Source organism: Mycobacterium tuberculosis H37Rv (assembly GCF_000195955.2).
Classification (GTDB): domain Bacteria; phylum Actinomycetota; class Actinomycetes; order Mycobacteriales; family Mycobacteriaceae; genus Mycobacterium; species Mycobacterium tuberculosis.
Map to the genome: position 1 here is coordinate 3,371,782 of NC_000962.3, position 16,283 is coordinate 3,388,064.

A 16,283-nucleotide genomic window follows, 5' to 3' on the forward strand; every position below is an offset into this window, starting at 1 on the left:
CCGTGGATACATCGTTGTGCCACAGTGTTGGCCGTGCGTTCGTATCTATTGCGTATCGAGCTGGCCGACCGGCCGGGCAGCCTTGGGTCGCTGGCGGTCGCGCTCGGCTCGGTGGGCGCCGACATCCTCTCGCTCGACGTGGTCGAGCGCGGCAACGGCTATGCGATCGACGACCTGGTGGTCGAACTGCCCCCGGGAGCGATGCCCGACACGCTGATCACTGCTGCCGAGGCGCTGAACGGCGTCCGGGTAGACAGCGTCCGCCCGCACACCGGCCTGTTGGAAGCCCACCGCGAGCTGGAACTGCTCGATCATGTGGCCGCGGCTGAGGGCGCGACCGCACGGCTCCAGGTTCTGGTCAACGAGGCCCCCCGGGTGCTCCGGGTGAGCTGGTGCACGGTGTTGCGCAGTTCCGGCGGGGAGCTGCACCGTCTGGCCGGCAGCCCAGGTGCGCCGGAGACCCGGGCCAATTCGGCGCCCTGGCTGCCGATCGAGCGGGCCGCGGCGCTGGACGGCGGCGCCGACTGGGTGCCGCAAGCCTGGCGCGACATGGATACCACCATGGTCGCGGCTCCATTGGGTGACACGCACACCGCGGTGGTGCTGGGCAGGCCAGGCCCGGAATTTCGCCCGTCGGAGGTGGCGCGGTTGGGTTATCTAGCCGGCATCGTGGCGACGATGCTGCGCTGAGCGGTTCGTTGGCAACCAAGGTTCGCCGAGCGTAACGCCACTGCGAAAAACCGCGCGGAGATTCGCAGTGCCGTTACGTTCGTGACGCGGGTCCGTCGGCCAGCAGTCTCCGGAACCCATCCTCGTCCAGAATCGGCACCCCCAACTCCACCGCCTTGTCGTATTTGGATCCCGGCGAGTCTCCGGCGACGACATAGTTGGTCTTCTTCGACACCGAGCCGGCGGCCTTGCCGCCGCGGGCCACGATCGCCTCCTTGGCGTCGTCGCGGGAGAAACCGGTCAGCGAGCCGGTGACCACGATGGTCAGCCCGGCCAGCGTGCGTGGCACACTCTCGTCACGCTCGTCGACCATTCGCACCCCGGCGGCCCGCCACTTGTCGACGATCTCGCGGTGCCAGTCGACGGCGAACCACTCGGTGACCGCGGCGGCAATGGTCGGCCCCACCCCCTCGACGGCGGCCAGCTGGTCGGTGGACGCCGCGGCGATGGCGTCAAGGCTGCCGAACTCGGTGGCCAGGGCGCGGGCCGCCGTCGGCCCGACATGGCGGATGGACAGCGCCACCAGCACCCGCCACAGCGGTGCCGCCTTGGCCTTGTCGAGGTTGACCAGCAGCCGTTTGCCGTTGGCCGACAGTTCGCCTGCCTTGGTTCGGAACAGGTCGGTGCGCAGCAAGTCCCGCTCGGTCAGCGCGAACAGCTCGCCCTCGTCGGCGATCACCTTCGCCTGCAAGAGCGCCACACCCGCCTCGTAACCGAGCACCTCGATGTCTAGGCCGTTGCGGCTGGCGACGTGGAAAACCCGCTCCCGCAGTTGCCCCGGGCAGCCGCGGGCGTTGGGGCAACGGATGTCGGCGTCGCCTTCCTTCTCCGGCGCCAACGGCGAACCGCACTCCGGGCAGGTGGTGGGCATGATGAATTCGCGTTCGGAGCCATCGCGCAGTTCGACGACGGGTCCCAGCACCTCGGGGATCACGTCGCCGGCCTTGCGGATCACCACGGTGTCGCCGATCAGCACGCCCTTGCGCTTGATCTCCGAGGCGTTGTGCAGGGTGGCCTGTCCCACCGTCGACCCGGCCACCTTCACCGGCGTCATGAACGCAAACGGCGTGATCCGCCCGGTGCGGCCGACGTTCACCCGGATGTCGAGCAGCTTGGTCTGCGCTTCCTCGGGCGGGTACTTGTAGGCGATGGCCCAGCGCGGCGCCCGCGACGTGGAACCCAGCCTGCGCTGCAACGCCACCTCGTCGACTTTGACCACCACGCCGTCGATTTCGTGGTCCACCTCGTGGCGGTGCTCGCCCCAGTAGTCGATGCGCTCGCGCACACCGGCCAGGTCGGTTGCCAGGGTGGTGTGTTCGGAAACCGGCAGTCCCCATGCCCGCAACGCCAGGTATGCCTGATGCAGGGTGGCCGGGCGAAAGCCCTCCACGTGGCCCAGCCCGTGGCAGATCATCCGCAGCCGGCGGCGCGCGGTGACCGCCGGGTCTTTCTGGCGCAGCGATCCCGCCGCGCTGTTGCGGGGGTTGGCGAACGGCGCCTTGCCCTCCTCGACGAGGCTGGCGTTGAGCGCCTGGAAGTCGTCCAGCCGGAAGAAGACCTCGCCGCGGACCTCGAGGACCTCGGGCACCGGGTAGTCGTCGCCGGGGGTGAGCCGTTCGGGAACGTCGGCGATGGTCCGGGCGTTCAGGGTGACGTCCTCGCCGGTGCGCCCGTCGCCGCGGGTGGAGGCCCGGGTCAGCCGTCCCTCGCGGTAGACCAAAGACAGCGCGACGCCGTCGATCTTGAGCTCACACAGGTAATGTGCGGCGTCTCCGACCTCGGCATGGATGCGGCCGGCCCAGGCGGCGAGTTCGTCGGCGGTGAACGCGTTGTCGAGGCTGAGCATTCGTTCGAGATGGTCGACGGGCTCGAAATCCGTGGCGAAGCCGGCACCGCCGACCAGCTGGGTCGGCGAATCGGGCGTGCGCAGCTCGGGATGCTGCTCCTCGAGGGCTTCCAGACGGCGCAGCAGCTCGTCGAATTCCGCGTCGCTGATGATCGGCGCGTCCCGCACGTAATAACGGAACTGGTGCTCACGCACCTCCTCGGCCAGTGCCTGCCACTGCCGCAACACCTCGGGAGCGGTCTGATCGGCGTCTGGGGAGCTCACTCTGGCAGGCTAGCCGAGGGGGCTCTTCCCTCAGATGGCCTCTGGGTCCCGCGCGAACGCCTCAGCGACATCACGGGCAAGCCCGACCGCGGTGCGGGCCCACTGCCCCGTCGCATTGGCCAGACCACACGCCGGGCTGACGCCGAGTCGATCGCGTAGCGCCGAGCGAGGAACGCCGAGCCGATCGGTGACCGCGACCGCCGCAGCAGCGACCTCTTCCATCGAAGGTGCTCGCTCCGGGGCGGTCACCGGGACCAGGCCCAGCACGACGGTTCGGCCCGACTCGACAAATGCCGCGACAGCATCCAAATCCGCAGCCTGCAGTGTGCTCGCATCCACCGATACCGCACTAATTCTGCTGCGCTGCAGCAGATCCCACGGCAAATCCGGACTGCAGCTGTGTAGCGCTACGTCCGCGTCGACAGCCGCGATGCAAGTGTCGAGCAGCGCTTCGGCCACCGTCTCGTCGAGCGGGGCAACCGGGCTCAACGCGGTCACCCCGGTCAGCCGGCCGCCCAACGCCGCCGGCAACGACGGCTCGTCGAACTGCACCACCACCGGTGTGTCAAGTCGACGCGCCAGCGCCGCGCGATGCGCGGCAACGCCTTCGGCCAGCGAGGCGGCCAGGTCACGCACGGCTCCGGGGTCGGTGATCGCCCGGTGACCGTTGGCCAGCTCCAACCCCGCGACCAATGTGACTGGCCCGGGCGCCTGCACCTTCACCGCCCGCCCACAGCCACGCAGGCCCGCGGTCTCCCAGGCCTCTTCTAAGGCATCCATATCCTCGTCGAGGAGGCTCGCGGCCCGCCGTGTCACCGCGCCGGGTCGAGCAGCGATGCGGTAGCCACGAGGCACGGTGTCAATCGCCACGTCGACCAGCAGTCCGCCGGCTCGCCCCAGCATGTCGGCGCCGACGCCCCTGGCGGGCAGCTCGGTGAGATAGGCCAATGCACCCGCCAACTCCCCGACCACGACCTGCGCGGCCTCTCGCGCGGCGGTGCCCGGCCACGATCCGATCCCGGTGGCCGTTGCGAAAACACTCACCCGGCAACCGTATTCGACCTCACATCGTCGGCTGGCCGCCAGGGGTGTCTGCTGCAGGTTCGCCCGGGTACCTTCGAAGCAGAAGGGTGGCAGATGGTGGGATTGACGCGGCCGCTGCTGTTATGTGGCGCGACACTACTGATTGCGGCGTGCACCCGGGTGGTGGGCGGCACGGCTTCGGCGACTTTTGGCGGTGACCGACAGGGCATGCTTGACGTCGCTACGATCCTGTTGGATCAGTCACGGATGCAAGCAATCACCGGCTCCGGCGATGACCTGACGATCATCCCCACGATGGACACGACGTATCCCGTCGACGTCGACGATTTCGCCCAACCCATACCACGAGAATGCCGGTTCATCTATGCCGAGACGGCAGTCTTTGGCTCTGAGATCGAAGCGTTTCACAAGACCACCTTCCAGGACCGGCCAGATGGCAGTCTGATCTCCGAGGCGGCCGCCGCCTATCGGGATGCCGGCACCGCCCGGCGTGCCTTCGACACCCTGGCGGTCACCGTCCACGACTGCGCGGCAAGTCCGGCAGGCTGGCTGTTCGTCAGTAGGTGGACCGCCGGCGGCAATTCCCTACACATCCGGGCCGGCGATTGCGGTCGCGACTACCGGGTCCTATCGGCGGCCCTGTTGGAAGTGACCTTCTGCGGCTTCCCGGAATCGGTCTCCGACATCGTGATGACGAACATCGCCGCCAACGTGCCGGGTTAGCACCTCGAGCCCGCGTTCAGGATGCCAGGACGGATGTCAACGTGGTCAGTTGTGCGTTGCGCTGCGCGACGACATTGGTGCTGACATTTCCACCACGCGCGTTTAGTCTCCGGCGTCGGCGGCCGTGGCTGGACCCGCATGGCGCGGGTCCAGCCACCGACCCCGGAACGACCCCACCCTAATCGTTCCGCAGTCTGACGAATCGCCTACCGGCCTTTCCAGCACCCCGATCTGGCGTAGTGCTCGCCGGCACCGACGGTAGGCCCGCGCGAGAGCCTCCATGGCCTGATTCCACTGGGCCTGCCAGTCCTGATGACTCATCCCGAGATCACCTTGGCAAGCACGCGACGGCGCGGTGCGCTCACTGGCGATATCGGCCCCCAAGCTCTGCGTCGTGCCCGTATAACCGGCCATGTCTCCGACATTGGCCGTCATCGCCGGGTAGCTGTACATACTCTGCGACACCACGAATCCCTTTCAAATATTCCGGGCAATGATTTTTAGACACTCTTTCGATCGAAAATTTGGTCGAGTTCACGGCCGTCAGATCGTCAAACTGACACCAACCCCCCATCACCGGCCACACCGACCAAATCCGGCCCCCAGCTGCCCGGCAGCATCGGCACCGGCGCACCATCACCAAACTCATCGGCCAACACCGTCAACCCCGCCGGCTGCCCAACCGACTCCTTGCCAGCCGTCCCAACAAACCCCAACGCCCCAGCACCCCGATCAGAAGCCAGCACCGACACCGACGTGCTCGCGGGAGCCGGCTCCACCGCCGACACCAACCGCGCCTGCGGCGACACCACACCACCCGACACCGGCGCCACACTGCCCACCAACGCCGCCGGCGCGCCAGCAGCCGCACCCACCGCCGGCAGAGCGGCCAATCCCGCCACCCCGGCCAACCCAGCTACACCCGGAACCACAGCAGCGGCCAACGCCCCCAACAACGGCCCCCCCAAAAGGGGAACAACACCAAACAGATTCCCAATAACCCACTCGACAACTATGTCTATAACGCCCGCAATGGCATACAATAATCCGACCGCAACATAAGAAGCATTGATAGCGAACTCTGTCAATAGTTGAGCATTGGATGCCAACGTAATAATGAACCCAATAATGTTGAAACCCAGGATATCCACAAAGAGCTGGAACCAAACCCAAGCCACCGCAGGGAGTTCGGAAAGCAAAGCGGACAGATACTGGTCATATGCTGCGAACGTTTCTTCTAAAAACTGTACAATTTCGTGCCATGGGAATGGGGTTATGGTTGCGGCGGCCACGGCGTTGCTGGCTTCATTGGCGCCGGGTTTGACGATGACCGGTGCCGGGCCGGTGTGTGGTGTGGCCACCAGCGCGGCACCCACCACCGCCTCATAGGCGCTCATCACGGTGGCCGCCTGGACCCACATCCGCACATAGTCGGCCTCGTTGAGCGCGATCGGGATCGTGTTGATCCCAAAGAAATTCGTCGCCACCAACACCGCATGCGTGAGGTGGTTGGCCGCCAACTCCGGCAACGTCGGCATCTCCGCCAACGCACAAACATAGCCAGCCGCCGCGGCCTCATGCTCACCGGCCGCCGCCGCGCTATCCGCACTGGCCTGCACCAACCACGCCACATACGGCACATAGGCGGCCACAAACAACTCAGCACTGGGACCCTGCCACACCCCGGCCCCCACCGCGGCCACCACCACGCTCAACTCTTGCGCCACAGCGGCGTACTCGGCGCTTAACGCGCTCCACCCCGCCGCGGCCGCCTGCAACGAACCCGGCCCCGGACCAGCACTTAGCAGCGCCGAATGCACCTCCGGCGGCGACGCCAACCACACCGGCGCCGTCACAACGACCCACCCGAAACCAGATACGTGCCCAGGACACCGAACTCGACCGTGCGGTGCGAGGACACCGGATCACCCGCTAGCGGAATCAATGTGCGGCGGCCAGCCGTGCGGTCAACGCCTCCACCGCCGCACTGGCGGCCGCCAAACCCTCAGGAACCACGCTCAGCGTCACCACGCACACTCCTTCCTTAGGCGCCTCCCACACCCATCTCCCGGATTTTTGCTCTATCAACTGTTGTAAATAGCTACGATTACCCAGGCGTAGACGACGACGCCGCAGATTCCTCACACCCGCGCCTGCGCAATTGGCCACGCACCACCGCCGGCAGCGAGGCCGCCAGCCACACACCAAGCTCCTCGCCGACCACATCGGCTACCGGATCCACCAACAGCGCAACGGCATTCGGATGGGGGCCCATCAAACCCACCGATCATCCCGGCGTCGCCGACCACGCCCGCGCCGTGTGCTAGCCGCCCCACTTGGCGGCTTCGGCCCCATCTCGAGCCAACATCGCCATGGTGTTGGACTCATGGGTGCCAGACATCGACTGATAGGCCCGCACCAGATCCTCTAGGGCCTGGTTCCACTGGGTCTGCCAGCCCTGATACGTGATCCCGGTATCACCCTGCCAAGCACTGGACAGCACGGCCTGCTCACTGGCGATATCGGCCCCCAAGCTCTGCAGCGTGCCCGCATAACCGGCCATGTCCCCGGCATGAGCCATCATCGCCGGATAGTTGTACATAATCTGCGACATCACAAACCCCTTTTCATTCCGAGCAGCGACTTTTTTAAAACCCGGTGTAGCTGGACGCGGCGGCGGCATCGGCGGCCACATACGTGCCCGCGGCCTCACCCAAATTGGCTTGCGCGATATCCAGCAAGGTATTGACCTTGGCGGCCGCGGCCACAAACCGGGCATGCGCACCCTGAAACGCCGCCGCGGACTCTCCCTGATGAAACGCCTGCGCCGACATCGCCTGCTGCTCGGCCTGACCGATCGTATGCCGCATCAACCCCGCCTTAGCGGCAAACGCCGTATGCGAAGCGATCAACTGCGGAATATGGGCATCCAACAAACTCATCACAATTCCTTCCAATTCGAATCACCAATTACTCGCCGTCAGATCGTCAAACTGACACCAACCCCCCATCACCGGCCACACCGACCAAATCCGGCCCCCAGCTGCCCGGCAGCATCGGCACCGGCGCACCATCACCAAACTCATCGGCCAACACCGTCAACCCCGCCGGCTGCCCAACCGACTCCTTGCCAGCCGTCCCAACAAACCCCAACGCCCCAGCACCCCGATCAGAAGCCAGCACCGACACCGACGTGCTCGCGGGAGCCGGCTCCACCGCCGACACCAACCGCGCCTGCGGCGACACCACACCACCCGACACCGGCGCCACACTGCCCACCAACGCCGCCGGCGCGCCAGCAGCCGCACCCACCGCCGGCAGAGCGGCCAATCCCGCCACCCCGGCCAACCCAGCTACACCCGGAACCACAGCAGCGGCCAACGCCCCCAACAACGGCCCCCCCAAAACCGGAATAGCGCCAAAAATATTCGAAATAATCCAACCAATACTGAGTATCGCCAGTTCCAAGACAACCGCGAATTCTAATAGCGGAACCAGAACAAATACGCCTAACGCAAAACCTACCGTGGCGAAAAACATATCGATCATCCCGGTAAGGACGAGCCAAGGCTCGAAATTTACCAGACCCGTGATCAGCTCGACGAATCCCACAGCCCAGGCTTCGGCGCTCTTCATTATCAATTCGCCGACCTCTGTAAATGCTTGGGCAGCCATTTCCAAAAACTTCGCTAATTCTCCGAATGGGAATGGGGTTATGGTTGCGGCGGCCACGGCGTTGCTGGCTTCATTGGCGCCGGGTTTGACGATGACCGGTGCCGGGCCGGTGTGTGGTGTGGCCACCAGCGCGGCACCCACCACCGCCTCATAGGCGCTCATCACGGTGGCCGCCTGGACCCACATCCGCACATAGTCGGCCTCGTTGAGCGCGATCGGGATCGTGTTGATCCCAAAGAAATTCGTCGCCACCAACACCGCATGCGTGAGGTGGTTGGCCGCCAACTCCGGCAACGTCGGCATCTCCGCCAACGCACAAACATAGCCAGCCGCCGCGGCCTCATGCTCACCGGCCGCCGCCGCGCTATCCGCACTGGCTGCACCAACCACGCCACATACGGCACATAGGCGGCCACAAACAACTCAGCACTGGGACCCTGCCACACCCCGGCCCCCACCGCGGCCACCACCACGCTCAACTCTTGCGCCACAGCGGCGTACTCGGCGCTTAACGCGCTCCACCCCGCCGCGGCCGCCTGCAACGAACCCGGCCCCGGACCAGCACTTAGCAGCGCCGAATGCACCTCCGGCGGCGACGCCAACCACACCGGCGCCGTCACAACGACCCACCCGAAACCAGATACGTCGCCGCCGCCACCGCATCACCGGCGGCATAACCGATCCCAGACTCACCCACAGCGACCCCGGAACGACCCAGCTCCTCGACCCCTTCGCCCGCGATCGCCGCATGCTCGCTACCTAAGGCGCTAAACCCCACCGCACTCTGCAACGACACCGGATCCGCCGCCGGCGCCACCACCGCCGTAATCGCCGGCGCCGCGCCAGCGTGTGCGGCGGCCAGCCGTGCGGTCAACGCCTCCACCGCCGCACTGGCGGCCGCCAAACCCTCAGGAACCACTCTCAGCGTCACCACCCACACTCCTTCCTTAGGCGTCACACACCCGCACGACCGGTTACCGTCACCAGCGGAGCGAATTATTGACACCTGTCTTGACGCCTGTCTTGACATGCGTCAGGCAATATTGATCTCACAGATCGTTGCGTATGTCAACTGTTATTGATAGCTACTATTACGTAGGCGTAGGTGACGGCTCCGTAGGATTCGGGGACTAGCCCGTTGCTTGGGCTGCCCGACCCCCGCCCCGTCCCACGCAACCCGGCTGCCCGTCGTCGGGCGACATCCCGGTCTCTATCGGCGGACCCGAGCAGCCGCCCGGCTAGCCAGTCGCGGCCAAGGCCAGGGACGTGGTGTACGAGTGAAGGTTCCTCGCGTGATCCTTCGGGTGGCAGTCTAGGTGGTCAGTGCTGGGGTGTTGGTGGTTTGCTGCTTGGCGGGTTCTTCGGTGCTGGTCAGTGCTGCTCGGGCTCGGGTGAGGACCTCGAGGCCCAGGTAGCGCCGTCCTTCGATCCATTCGTCGTGTTGTTCGGCGAGGACGGCTCCGACGAGGCGGATGATCGAGGCGCGGTCGGGGAAGATGCCCACGACGTCGGTTCGGCGTCGTACCTCTCGGTTGAGGCGTTCCTGGGGGTTGTTGGACCAGATTTGGCGCCAGATCTGCTTGGGGAAGGCGGTGAACGCCAGCAGGTCGGTGCGGGCGGTGTCGAGGTGCTCGGCCACCGCGGGGAGTTTGTCGGTCAGAGCGTCGAGTACCCGATCATATTGGGCAACAACTGATTCGGCGTCGGGCTGGTCGTAGATGGAGTGCAGCAGGGTGCGCACCCACGGCCAGGAGGGCTTCGGGGTGGCTGCCATCAGATTGGCTGCGTAGTGGGTTCTGCAGCGCTGCCAGGCCGCTGCGGGCAGGGTGGCGCCGATCGCGGCCACCAGGCCGGCGTGGGCGTCGCTGGTGACCAGCGCGACCCCGGACAGGCCGCGGGCGACCAGGTCGCGGAAGAACGCCAGCCAGCCGGCCCCGTCCTCGGCGGAGGTGACCTGGATGCCCAGGATCTCTCGGTAGCCCTCGGCGTTGACGCCGGTGGCGATCAAGGTGTGCACCCCGACGACGCGGCCTGCCTCGCGCACCTTGAGCACCAGGGCGTCGGCGGCGAGGAAGGTATACGGGCCGGCATCGAGCGGGCGGGTCCGAAACGCCTCTACGGCTTCGTCGAGCTCTTTGGCCATGATCGACACTTGCGACTTGGAAAGCTTTGTCACACCAAGTGTTTCGACCAGGCGCTCCATCCGGCGAGTGGATACTCCCAGCAGGTAGCAGGTCGCCACCACGCTGGTCAGTGCGCGTTCAGCTCGCTTGCGGCGCTGCAGCAGCCAGTCCGGGAAATAGCTGCCCTGGCGCAGCTTGGGGATCGCGACGTCGATGGTTGCGGCACGGGTGTCGAAATCACGGTGGCGGTAGCCGTTGCGCTGATTGGACCGCTCATCGCTGCGTTCGCGGTAGCCCGCCCCGCACAGGGCGTCGGCTTCAGCCCCCATCAAGGCGGCGATGAACGTCGAGAGCAGCCCGCGCAGCAGATCCGGGCTCGCCTGTGCGAGTTGGTCAGCCAGAAGCTGCTCGGCGTCGATAAGATGAGAAGAGGTCATTGCGTCATTTCCTTCGATTGACTTTTGCTGGTCGTTTCGAAGGATCACGCGATGACCGCCCACTACTGGGCTACGACACGCCCACCGGCCTTACCTGCCCGTACACCACACCCCTGGACGTAACTCCAGTCGCCGGGTTTCTACGAGTGATTTGGCGCCGAGTCAAGCCCCGGGGTTGCCGCCAGTCGACAACCCTGAAGCGCCGGCGATGGTCGCGCTGCCGAGCACCTCGTCACCGGCTGGGTCAGGTCGGTAGAGCACCAGCGTCTGGCCGCGCGCCACGCCGCGCAGCGGGGCATGCAACTGCACGAAAAGCGCATCGCCGATCAATTCCGCTACCGCACTGACGGTTTCACCGTGCGCACGCACTTGGACCACGCAGTCAACGGGTCCTGACGGCGCGGCTCCGGCGGTGAAGACGGGAGCGCGCCCAGTCAGCGTTTGCACATCAAGGTCGGTCACGTCACCTACGTGAACGGTGGCGGTGTCGGCGTCGATCGCCGTGACATAGCGCGGACGACCATTCGGGCCCGGCCCGGCGATGCCCAGGCCTCTACGCTGCCCGATGGTGAACCCGTGCACCCCATCATGGGAAGCCAGCACCACACCATCCGCGTCAACCACCACACCACGGCGAACCCCGATGCGCTCACCCAAAAAAGCCTTGGTGTTCCCGGACGGTATGAAGCAGATGTCGTGGCTATCCGGCTTGTTGGCGACCGCCAGGCCGCGGCGGGCCGCCTCGGCACGGATCTGCCGCTTCGGCGTGTCGCCGATCGGGAACGCGGCGTGGCGCAGCTGCTGCGCAGTGAGCACGGCAAGCACATAAGACTGATCCTTGTCCCGGTCGACGGCGCGGCGCAGCCGCCCACCCGACAGCCGGGCGTAGTGGCCGGTGGCCACCGTATCGAAACCCAACGCCACAGCCCTGGCGGACAGAGCAGCGAACTTGATCTGCTGATTGCACCGCACGCAAGGGTTCGGAGTTTCCCCGCGGGCATACGACGACACGAAGTCGTTGATCACGTCCTCTTTGAACTTCTCTGCGAAATCCCAAACATAAAACGGGATTCCGAGCACATCGGCGACGCGGCGCGCGTCTGCAGCGTCCTCTTTGGAACAACAGCCCCGCGAGCCGGTGCGCAGCGTGCCGGGCGCGGTCGATAGCGCCATGTGCACTCCGACCACCTCGTGTCCGGCATCGACCATGCGGGCGGCAGCAACAGACGAGTCGACGCCACCGCTCATCGCGGCGAGAACTTTCATCGGGATGCTCCCGCGGCGGCTAGGGCGGCCCGCCGTGCACGTGCCACCGCCCCGGGAAGCACCTCCAACGCGGCATCGACATCAGCCTCAACACTGGTGTGCCCCAGCGAGAGACGCAATGATCCGCGGGCGCTGGCCGCGTCGACGCCCATTGCAATCAACACATGCGAGGGCTGCGCTACACCTGCCGTGCAGGCCGATCCGGTTGAGCACTCGATTCCGTTAGCGTCCAACAACATCAACAGCGCATCGCCTTCGCAGCCACGGAAAGTGAAGTGCGCGTTACCCGCTAGCCGCATCGGGTCATCGGCGCCGTTAAGGCAAACATCGTCAATCTCAGCCAGCACACCCTCGACCAGACGATCCCGCAGCAGCCGTAACCGCGCGCTGTTTTCCTCGAGTCCGTCCACCGCGATCTGCGCGGCCGTCGCCATTCCAACTGCACTGGCGACATCGGGTGTGCCGGAACGAATATCGCGCTCCTGCCCACCGCCGTGCATAAGGGGCACGCAGGTGACGTCGCGGCGCAGCAGCAACGCACCCACTCCTGGCGGGCCACCGAATTTGTGCCCGGCCACGCTCATCGCCGACAGCCCGCTGGCCCCGAAGTCAAGCGGGAGCTGTCCCACCGCCTGAATGGCATCACTGTGCATCGGCACGCCGAATTCCATGGCGACAACTGACATTTCGGCGATCGGTAGAATAGTTCCGACCTCGTTGTTGGCCCACATCACCGATACCAGCGCGACGTCGTCGTGGCTCTGCAGTGCCTCGCGCAGCGCAGTTGCCGACACCGAGCCGTCGGCGGCGGTCGGCAGCCAGGTCACATGGGCGCCTTCGTGTTCCACGAGCCAGTTCACCGAGTCCAGTACGGCGTGGTGTTCCACCTCGGTGGTGACGATGCGACGGCGGTGCGGCTCCGCATCGCGGCGTGCCCAATAGATACCTTTGACAGCCAGGTTGTCGCTTTCGGTGCCGCCCGCGGTGAAGATCACCTCGGACGGACGAGCGCCTAGCTTGTCCGCGATCAGCTCACGGGCCTCCTCGATCCGCCGGCGCGCCGAGCGCCCGCTGGTGTGCAGCGACGACGCATTGCCGATGGTGCGCTGCACGGCCGCCATCGCCTCGATGGCGGCGGGGTGCATCGGGGTGGTGGCAGCGTGATCCAGGTAGGCCATGACGCACCTAGAATACTGGCCCGGGCGGCGACGCAGAACGTGCGCGCAGGCCACGGCCGCAGCAGCGGCTGGGCAATCTGGCTGGGGCCAGACCACTTAGGTCGCCGGCACGTGCCGGCGGCCTGGGCGTTGCCCCGACTGCCCCAAGGCTCCCGCAAGCACCGCTGACTGGCAACGGCGCGCGAGATTCCGACGATCGGTACCTGGCAGCTGCAAAGACTCGACGCGCACCCAGGCCAGCGTGCGGCGCACGGTCAGCAGCCGGCAAACCGACCGCACCAAGGTGTCGTCGCCGACAAAGGCCGGAGCGGTCGAGACGGTGCCGTCGACGTGGTGATATGTCAACCGGAGTGGCTGCACCGGGCGGCCGGCATCGATTGCGGCCTGGAACATCGCCGGATAGAAAGCCCCACAACCGCGATGCGAGCACCCGGCTCCTGCTCGGGCCGCTGGACGGCCGGCATCGTCGCCCGGCCGACCGCACCAGGTGGTGCCCTCGGGGAAGGCCACCACCGTCTGACCGGCGCGCAGCCGACGCGCGATGGTATCGACAACCCCGGGAAGCCGCCGCAGGCTGGCTCGCTCGATCGGAATGATCTTCAGAATGCGCGCCACGATCCCTATAGTCCGTCCGGTGAACATGTCGGCGCGCGCGACGAACGACCCGGGCAACACCGAACCGATGCAGAAGACGTCCAACCAGGACACGTGCCCGCTGACCACCAGGACTCCGCGCAGGTTCCGAACTGGACTACCCGACACCGTGATCCGGACACCGAAAAGGCGCAGCACCAACCGGCAGTAGATGCGTTGCACCCGCGTTCGGCCCGGCAGTGGCATCACCACCAGCGGCACTCCCGGTACCAGGAGCAGAGCCAACATGACGCGAAGCGCTACCCGCAGCACCACCAGCGGCCGCCGCACCTGCGCAGCGTCGCCGACACTCACGCAGCTGACGCCGCACGTTGCGCGGGGCAACCAGGAGTGTTCGGTGACTGCGGGAGCGCTCATCGCGCGTCGTTCACCATTTCCGAGGCCGCCGCAACCGACCGCAGTCGTCGCAGATATCGCGTATCGGCGTGGTCCTTATCCAGTAGCAGGCAGAAGTCGCCCACGCCAAAGTCCGGGTCGTGCGCCGGCTCCCCGCAGGCCCGCGCGCCCAGTCTCAGGTAACCGCGCATCAGCGGGGGAACTGCTGGCCGTGGCGGAGGGAGAATGTCGTCGAGGGACCTCCCGTCCACGCGCACCGGCCGGTAGGGGTACACCTGGCACTGCGGCGGCGCGGCATGCCGGTTGAGGATGAAGTCGCGCACCCCACGCAGCCGGCTGCCCGGCGTTTCACCGTCTCCCCCGATTGGTACTGACACACATCCGGTCACATAGTCATAGCCGTATCGGTCCAGGTAGGCCAGGATGCCCGCCCACATCAACAACACCACCCCACCGTTGCGGTGACCCTCGCGCACCACGGCGCGGCCCATCTCCACCAACGACGGCCGCAGCGGATCGAACGCGCAAACGTCGAATTCCGTTGCGGTGTAGAGTCCTCCGGCGGCGATGGCACCCGCCGGTGCCAGCATCCGGTAGCAACCCACCAGCTCACCGGTGTCGTCGTCGCGGACCAGCAGGTGATCGCAGTACTCGTCGAACCGGTCGCCATCCCGGCGCGTATCCGCGGCCGCCGGCAGTGCGAAGCCTGGCGTAGTGCTGAACACGTCATAGCGGAGCCGCTGCGCCGCCTCGACCATGCTGGGATCGGTGGATAGCAACAGGGAATAGCGCGGTCCGGTTGACGATCCTGTCGCGACGCCATGCGGTTTGTCACTGGGTATCAGCACAGAAGCGATGCTCATAGCACCAACGTGGCGCAGCCGATCAGCTAATCGGCATCAACGTTGTGACGTGTCGGTGCACGTCAGATGACGAACTGTTGGGCTAGGTGAGCAGGCGCCAAGGCCCCCCACGCCTCGGCGTGTCGGGGTCTTTTGCGACTGCTCGCGCAGGGAACCTAGCCCTTGCGGGCCTTGATGGCCTCGGTCAGCTGCGGAGCGACCTTGAACAGGTCTCCCACCACCCCGTAGTCGGCGATCTCAAAGATCGGCGCCTCTTCGTCCTTGTTGACCGCGACGATGGTCTTGGACGTCTGCATGCCAGCGCGGTGCTGGATCGCCCCGGAGATGCCCAGGGCAATGTAGAGCTGGGGCGACACCGTCTTGCCGGTCTGGCCGACCTGGAACTGGCCCGGGTAGTAGCCGGAGTCGACTGCGGCACGCGAGGCCCCGACCGCGGCGCCCAGCGAGTCGGCCAGCGCCTCGACCACGCTGAAGTTCTCCGCGCTGCCGACACCACGGCCACCGGCCACCACAATGGTCGCCTCGGTCAGCTCCGGCCGGTCGCCGGCGACCGCCGGTTCGCGCGCGGTGATCCTGGCGGCGTTCTCCGCCGCAGCCGGCACTTCCACGCTGACCTGCTCACCGGCGCCGGCGGCCGGCTCCGCCTCCACGGCTCCTGCGCGCACGGTGATCACCGGGGTGTCGCCGTTGGCCTGCGCTTCGACGGTGAACGCCCCACCGAAGATGCTGTGGACACCCACTCCACCTTCTCTCACGTCGACCACGTCGACCAGCAGACCCGAGCCGATCCGAGCCGCAAGTCGGCCGGCGATCTCCTTGCCGTCCGCGGTGGCGGCGATTAGTACGCCGGCAGGGGCCGAGGACTCGGCCAGCCCGGCCAGCACGTCGACCGCCGGGGTGATCAGGTATTTGTCGACAAGGTCGGACTCGGCGACGTAGATCTTGGCGGCACCAGCCGCCTTAAGCCCGTCCACCAGCGGCGCGGCCGTCCCCGGCACACCGACGACGACGGCGGCTGGTTCGCCCAAGGCGCGGGCGGCGGTGATCAATTCGGCGCTGACCTTCTTTAACGCGCCTTCAGCGTGCTCAACGAGCACCAGTACTTCAGCCATGGGTTATATCGCTCTCGTCTTTGGGAGGTGCGT

Annotated in this window: 15 protein-coding genes, 2 pseudogenes and 5 other annotated features; of the genes and pseudogenes, 2 read left to right on the forward strand and 15 right to left on the reverse strand. The window is 66.3% G+C overall.

Going from position 1 to position 16,283, the window contains the following annotated elements; translation table 11 throughout:
- The first annotated feature begins 33 nt into the window (after positions 1-33).
- Positions 34-690, forward strand: coding sequence for a hypothetical protein (locus Rv3013; protein ID NP_217529.1), 657 nt, complete (start codon positions 34-36; stop codon positions 688-690).
- Positions 691-763: 73 nt separating this feature from the next.
- Here the strand turns inward: Rv3013 and ligA are convergent, their stop codons facing one another.
- A complete protein-coding gene (ligA, locus tag Rv3014c) occupies positions 764-2,839 on the reverse strand; it encodes a DNA ligase A (RefSeq protein NP_217530.1) in 2,076 nt (691 codons plus the stop codon).
- Positions 2,840-2,869: 30 nt separating this feature from the next.
- On the reverse strand, positions 2,870-3,883 hold the full coding sequence (locus Rv3015c) for a hypothetical protein (RefSeq protein ID NP_217531.1): 1,014 nt from the start codon (positions 3,881-3,883) through the stop codon (positions 2,870-2,872).
- Positions 3,884-3,976: 93 nt separating this feature from the next.
- Here Rv3015c and lpqA point away from each other — a divergent pair, with 93 nt between their 5' ends.
- Positions 3,977-4,606 carry a lipoprotein LpqA gene (gene lpqA, locus Rv3016; RefSeq protein ID NP_217532.1) on the forward strand — a complete coding sequence of 210 codons (630 nt, stop codon included), beginning with the start codon at positions 3,977-3,979 and terminating at the stop codon, positions 4,604-4,606.
- A gap of 102 nt (positions 4,607-4,708) precedes the next feature.
- Here lpqA and esxQ read toward each other — a convergent pair whose 3' ends face one another.
- The 13 genes and pseudogenes from esxQ to fixB all read right to left on the reverse strand — a co-directional run bounded on the left by esxQ (position 4,709) and on the right by fixB (position 16,250).
- Positions 4,709-5,071: an ESAT-6 like protein EsxQ gene (gene esxQ, locus Rv3017c; protein NP_217533.1), complete on the reverse strand. Its 363-nt coding sequence runs from the start codon at positions 5,069-5,071 to the stop codon at positions 4,709-4,711.
- Between the two features lie 86 nt (positions 5,072-5,157).
- On the reverse strand, positions 5,158-6,462 hold the full coding sequence (PPE46, locus tag Rv3018c; protein ID YP_177918.1) for a PPE family protein PPE46: 1,305 nt from the start codon (positions 6,460-6,462) through the stop codon (positions 5,158-5,160).
- Between the two features lie 467 nt (positions 6,463-6,929).
- Positions 6,930-7,220, reverse strand: coding sequence for an ESAT-6 like protein EsxR (gene esxR, locus Rv3019c; RefSeq protein NP_217535.1), 291 nt, complete (start codon positions 7,218-7,220; stop codon positions 6,930-6,932).
- Positions 7,221-7,254: 34 nt separating this feature from the next.
- Complete coding sequence (gene esxS / locus Rv3020c) at positions 7,255-7,548, reverse strand: ESAT-6 like protein EsxS (RefSeq protein ID YP_177919.1); 294 nt, start codon at positions 7,546-7,548, stop codon at positions 7,255-7,257.
- A 46-nt stretch (positions 7,549-7,594) separates the two neighbouring features.
- Positions 7,595-8,671 (reverse strand) — a sequence feature (PPE47, Member of Mycobacterium tuberculosis PPE family. Should be continuation of upstream ORF MTV012.36c but is frameshifted due to missing base at 36448 in v012. Sequence has been checked but no error apparent.).
- Positions 7,595-8,671, reverse strand: a pseudogene (gene PPE47, locus Rv3021c). Its footprint overlaps the feature before it by 1,077 nt.
- Positions 8,659-8,901, reverse strand: a sequence feature (PPE48, Member of M. tuberculosis PPE family with frameshift due to missing bp in codon 82. The ORF continues in downstream MTV012.35c. The sequence has been checked and no errors were detected.). Its footprint overlaps the pseudogene before it by 13 nt.
- Positions 8,659-8,901 (reverse strand): annotated as a pseudogene (gene PPE48 / locus Rv3022c). Its footprint overlaps the feature before it by 243 nt. The pseudogenes PPE47 and PPE48 overlap by 13 nt, the downstream one beginning before the upstream one ends.
- Entirely contained in the window at positions 8,898-9,212 is a 315-nt protein-coding gene (gene PE29, locus Rv3022A) for a PE family protein PE29 (RefSeq protein ID YP_177685.1), read from the reverse strand. Before PE29 ends, PPE48 begins: the two are co-directional and overlap by 4 nt.
- A gap of 357 nt (positions 9,213-9,569) precedes the next feature.
- Positions 9,570-9,584 (forward strand) — a repeat region (15 bp Inverted repeat at left end of IS1081:TCGCGTGATCCTTCG).
- Positions 9,570-10,893: a mobile genetic element (IS1081-5, len: 1324 nt. Insertion sequence IS1081.), on the forward strand. (Overlaps the previous feature by 15 nt.)
- Positions 9,594-10,841: a transposase gene (locus tag Rv3023c; RefSeq protein ID NP_217539.1), complete on the reverse strand. Its 1,248-nt coding sequence runs from the start codon at positions 10,839-10,841 to the stop codon at positions 9,594-9,596. (Overlaps the previous feature by 1,248 nt.)
- Positions 10,879-10,893: a repeat region (15 bp Inverted repeat at the right end of IS1081:TCGCGTGATCCTTCG), on the reverse strand.
- 110 nt (positions 10,894-11,003) lie before the next feature.
- A complete protein-coding gene (gene trmU / locus Rv3024c) occupies positions 11,004-12,107 on the reverse strand; it encodes a tRNA-specific 2-thiouridylase (protein NP_217540.1) in 1,104 nt (367 codons plus the stop codon).
- On the reverse strand, positions 12,104-13,285 hold the full coding sequence (gene iscS, locus Rv3025c) for a cysteine desulfurase (RefSeq protein NP_217541.1): 1,182 nt from the start codon (positions 13,283-13,285) through the stop codon (positions 12,104-12,106). The genes trmU and iscS overlap by 4 nt, the downstream gene beginning before the upstream one ends.
- A gap of 96 nt (positions 13,286-13,381) precedes the next feature.
- Entirely contained in the window at positions 13,382-14,296 is a 915-nt protein-coding gene (locus tag Rv3026c) for a hypothetical protein (RefSeq protein NP_217542.1), read from the reverse strand.
- Positions 14,293-15,138: a GCN5-like N-acetyltransferase gene (locus Rv3027c; protein ID NP_217543.2), complete on the reverse strand. Its 846-nt coding sequence runs from the start codon at positions 15,136-15,138 to the stop codon at positions 14,293-14,295. The genes Rv3026c and Rv3027c overlap by 4 nt, the downstream gene beginning before the upstream one ends.
- A 155-nt stretch (positions 15,139-15,293) precedes the next feature.
- The gene (gene fixB / locus Rv3028c; RefSeq protein ID NP_217544.1) at positions 15,294-16,250 is read right to left on the reverse strand and encodes an electron transfer flavoprotein subunit alpha; all 957 of its coding nucleotides are present in this window, start codon (positions 16,248-16,250) and stop codon (positions 15,294-15,296) included.
- Positions 16,251-16,283 lie beyond the last annotated feature (33 nt).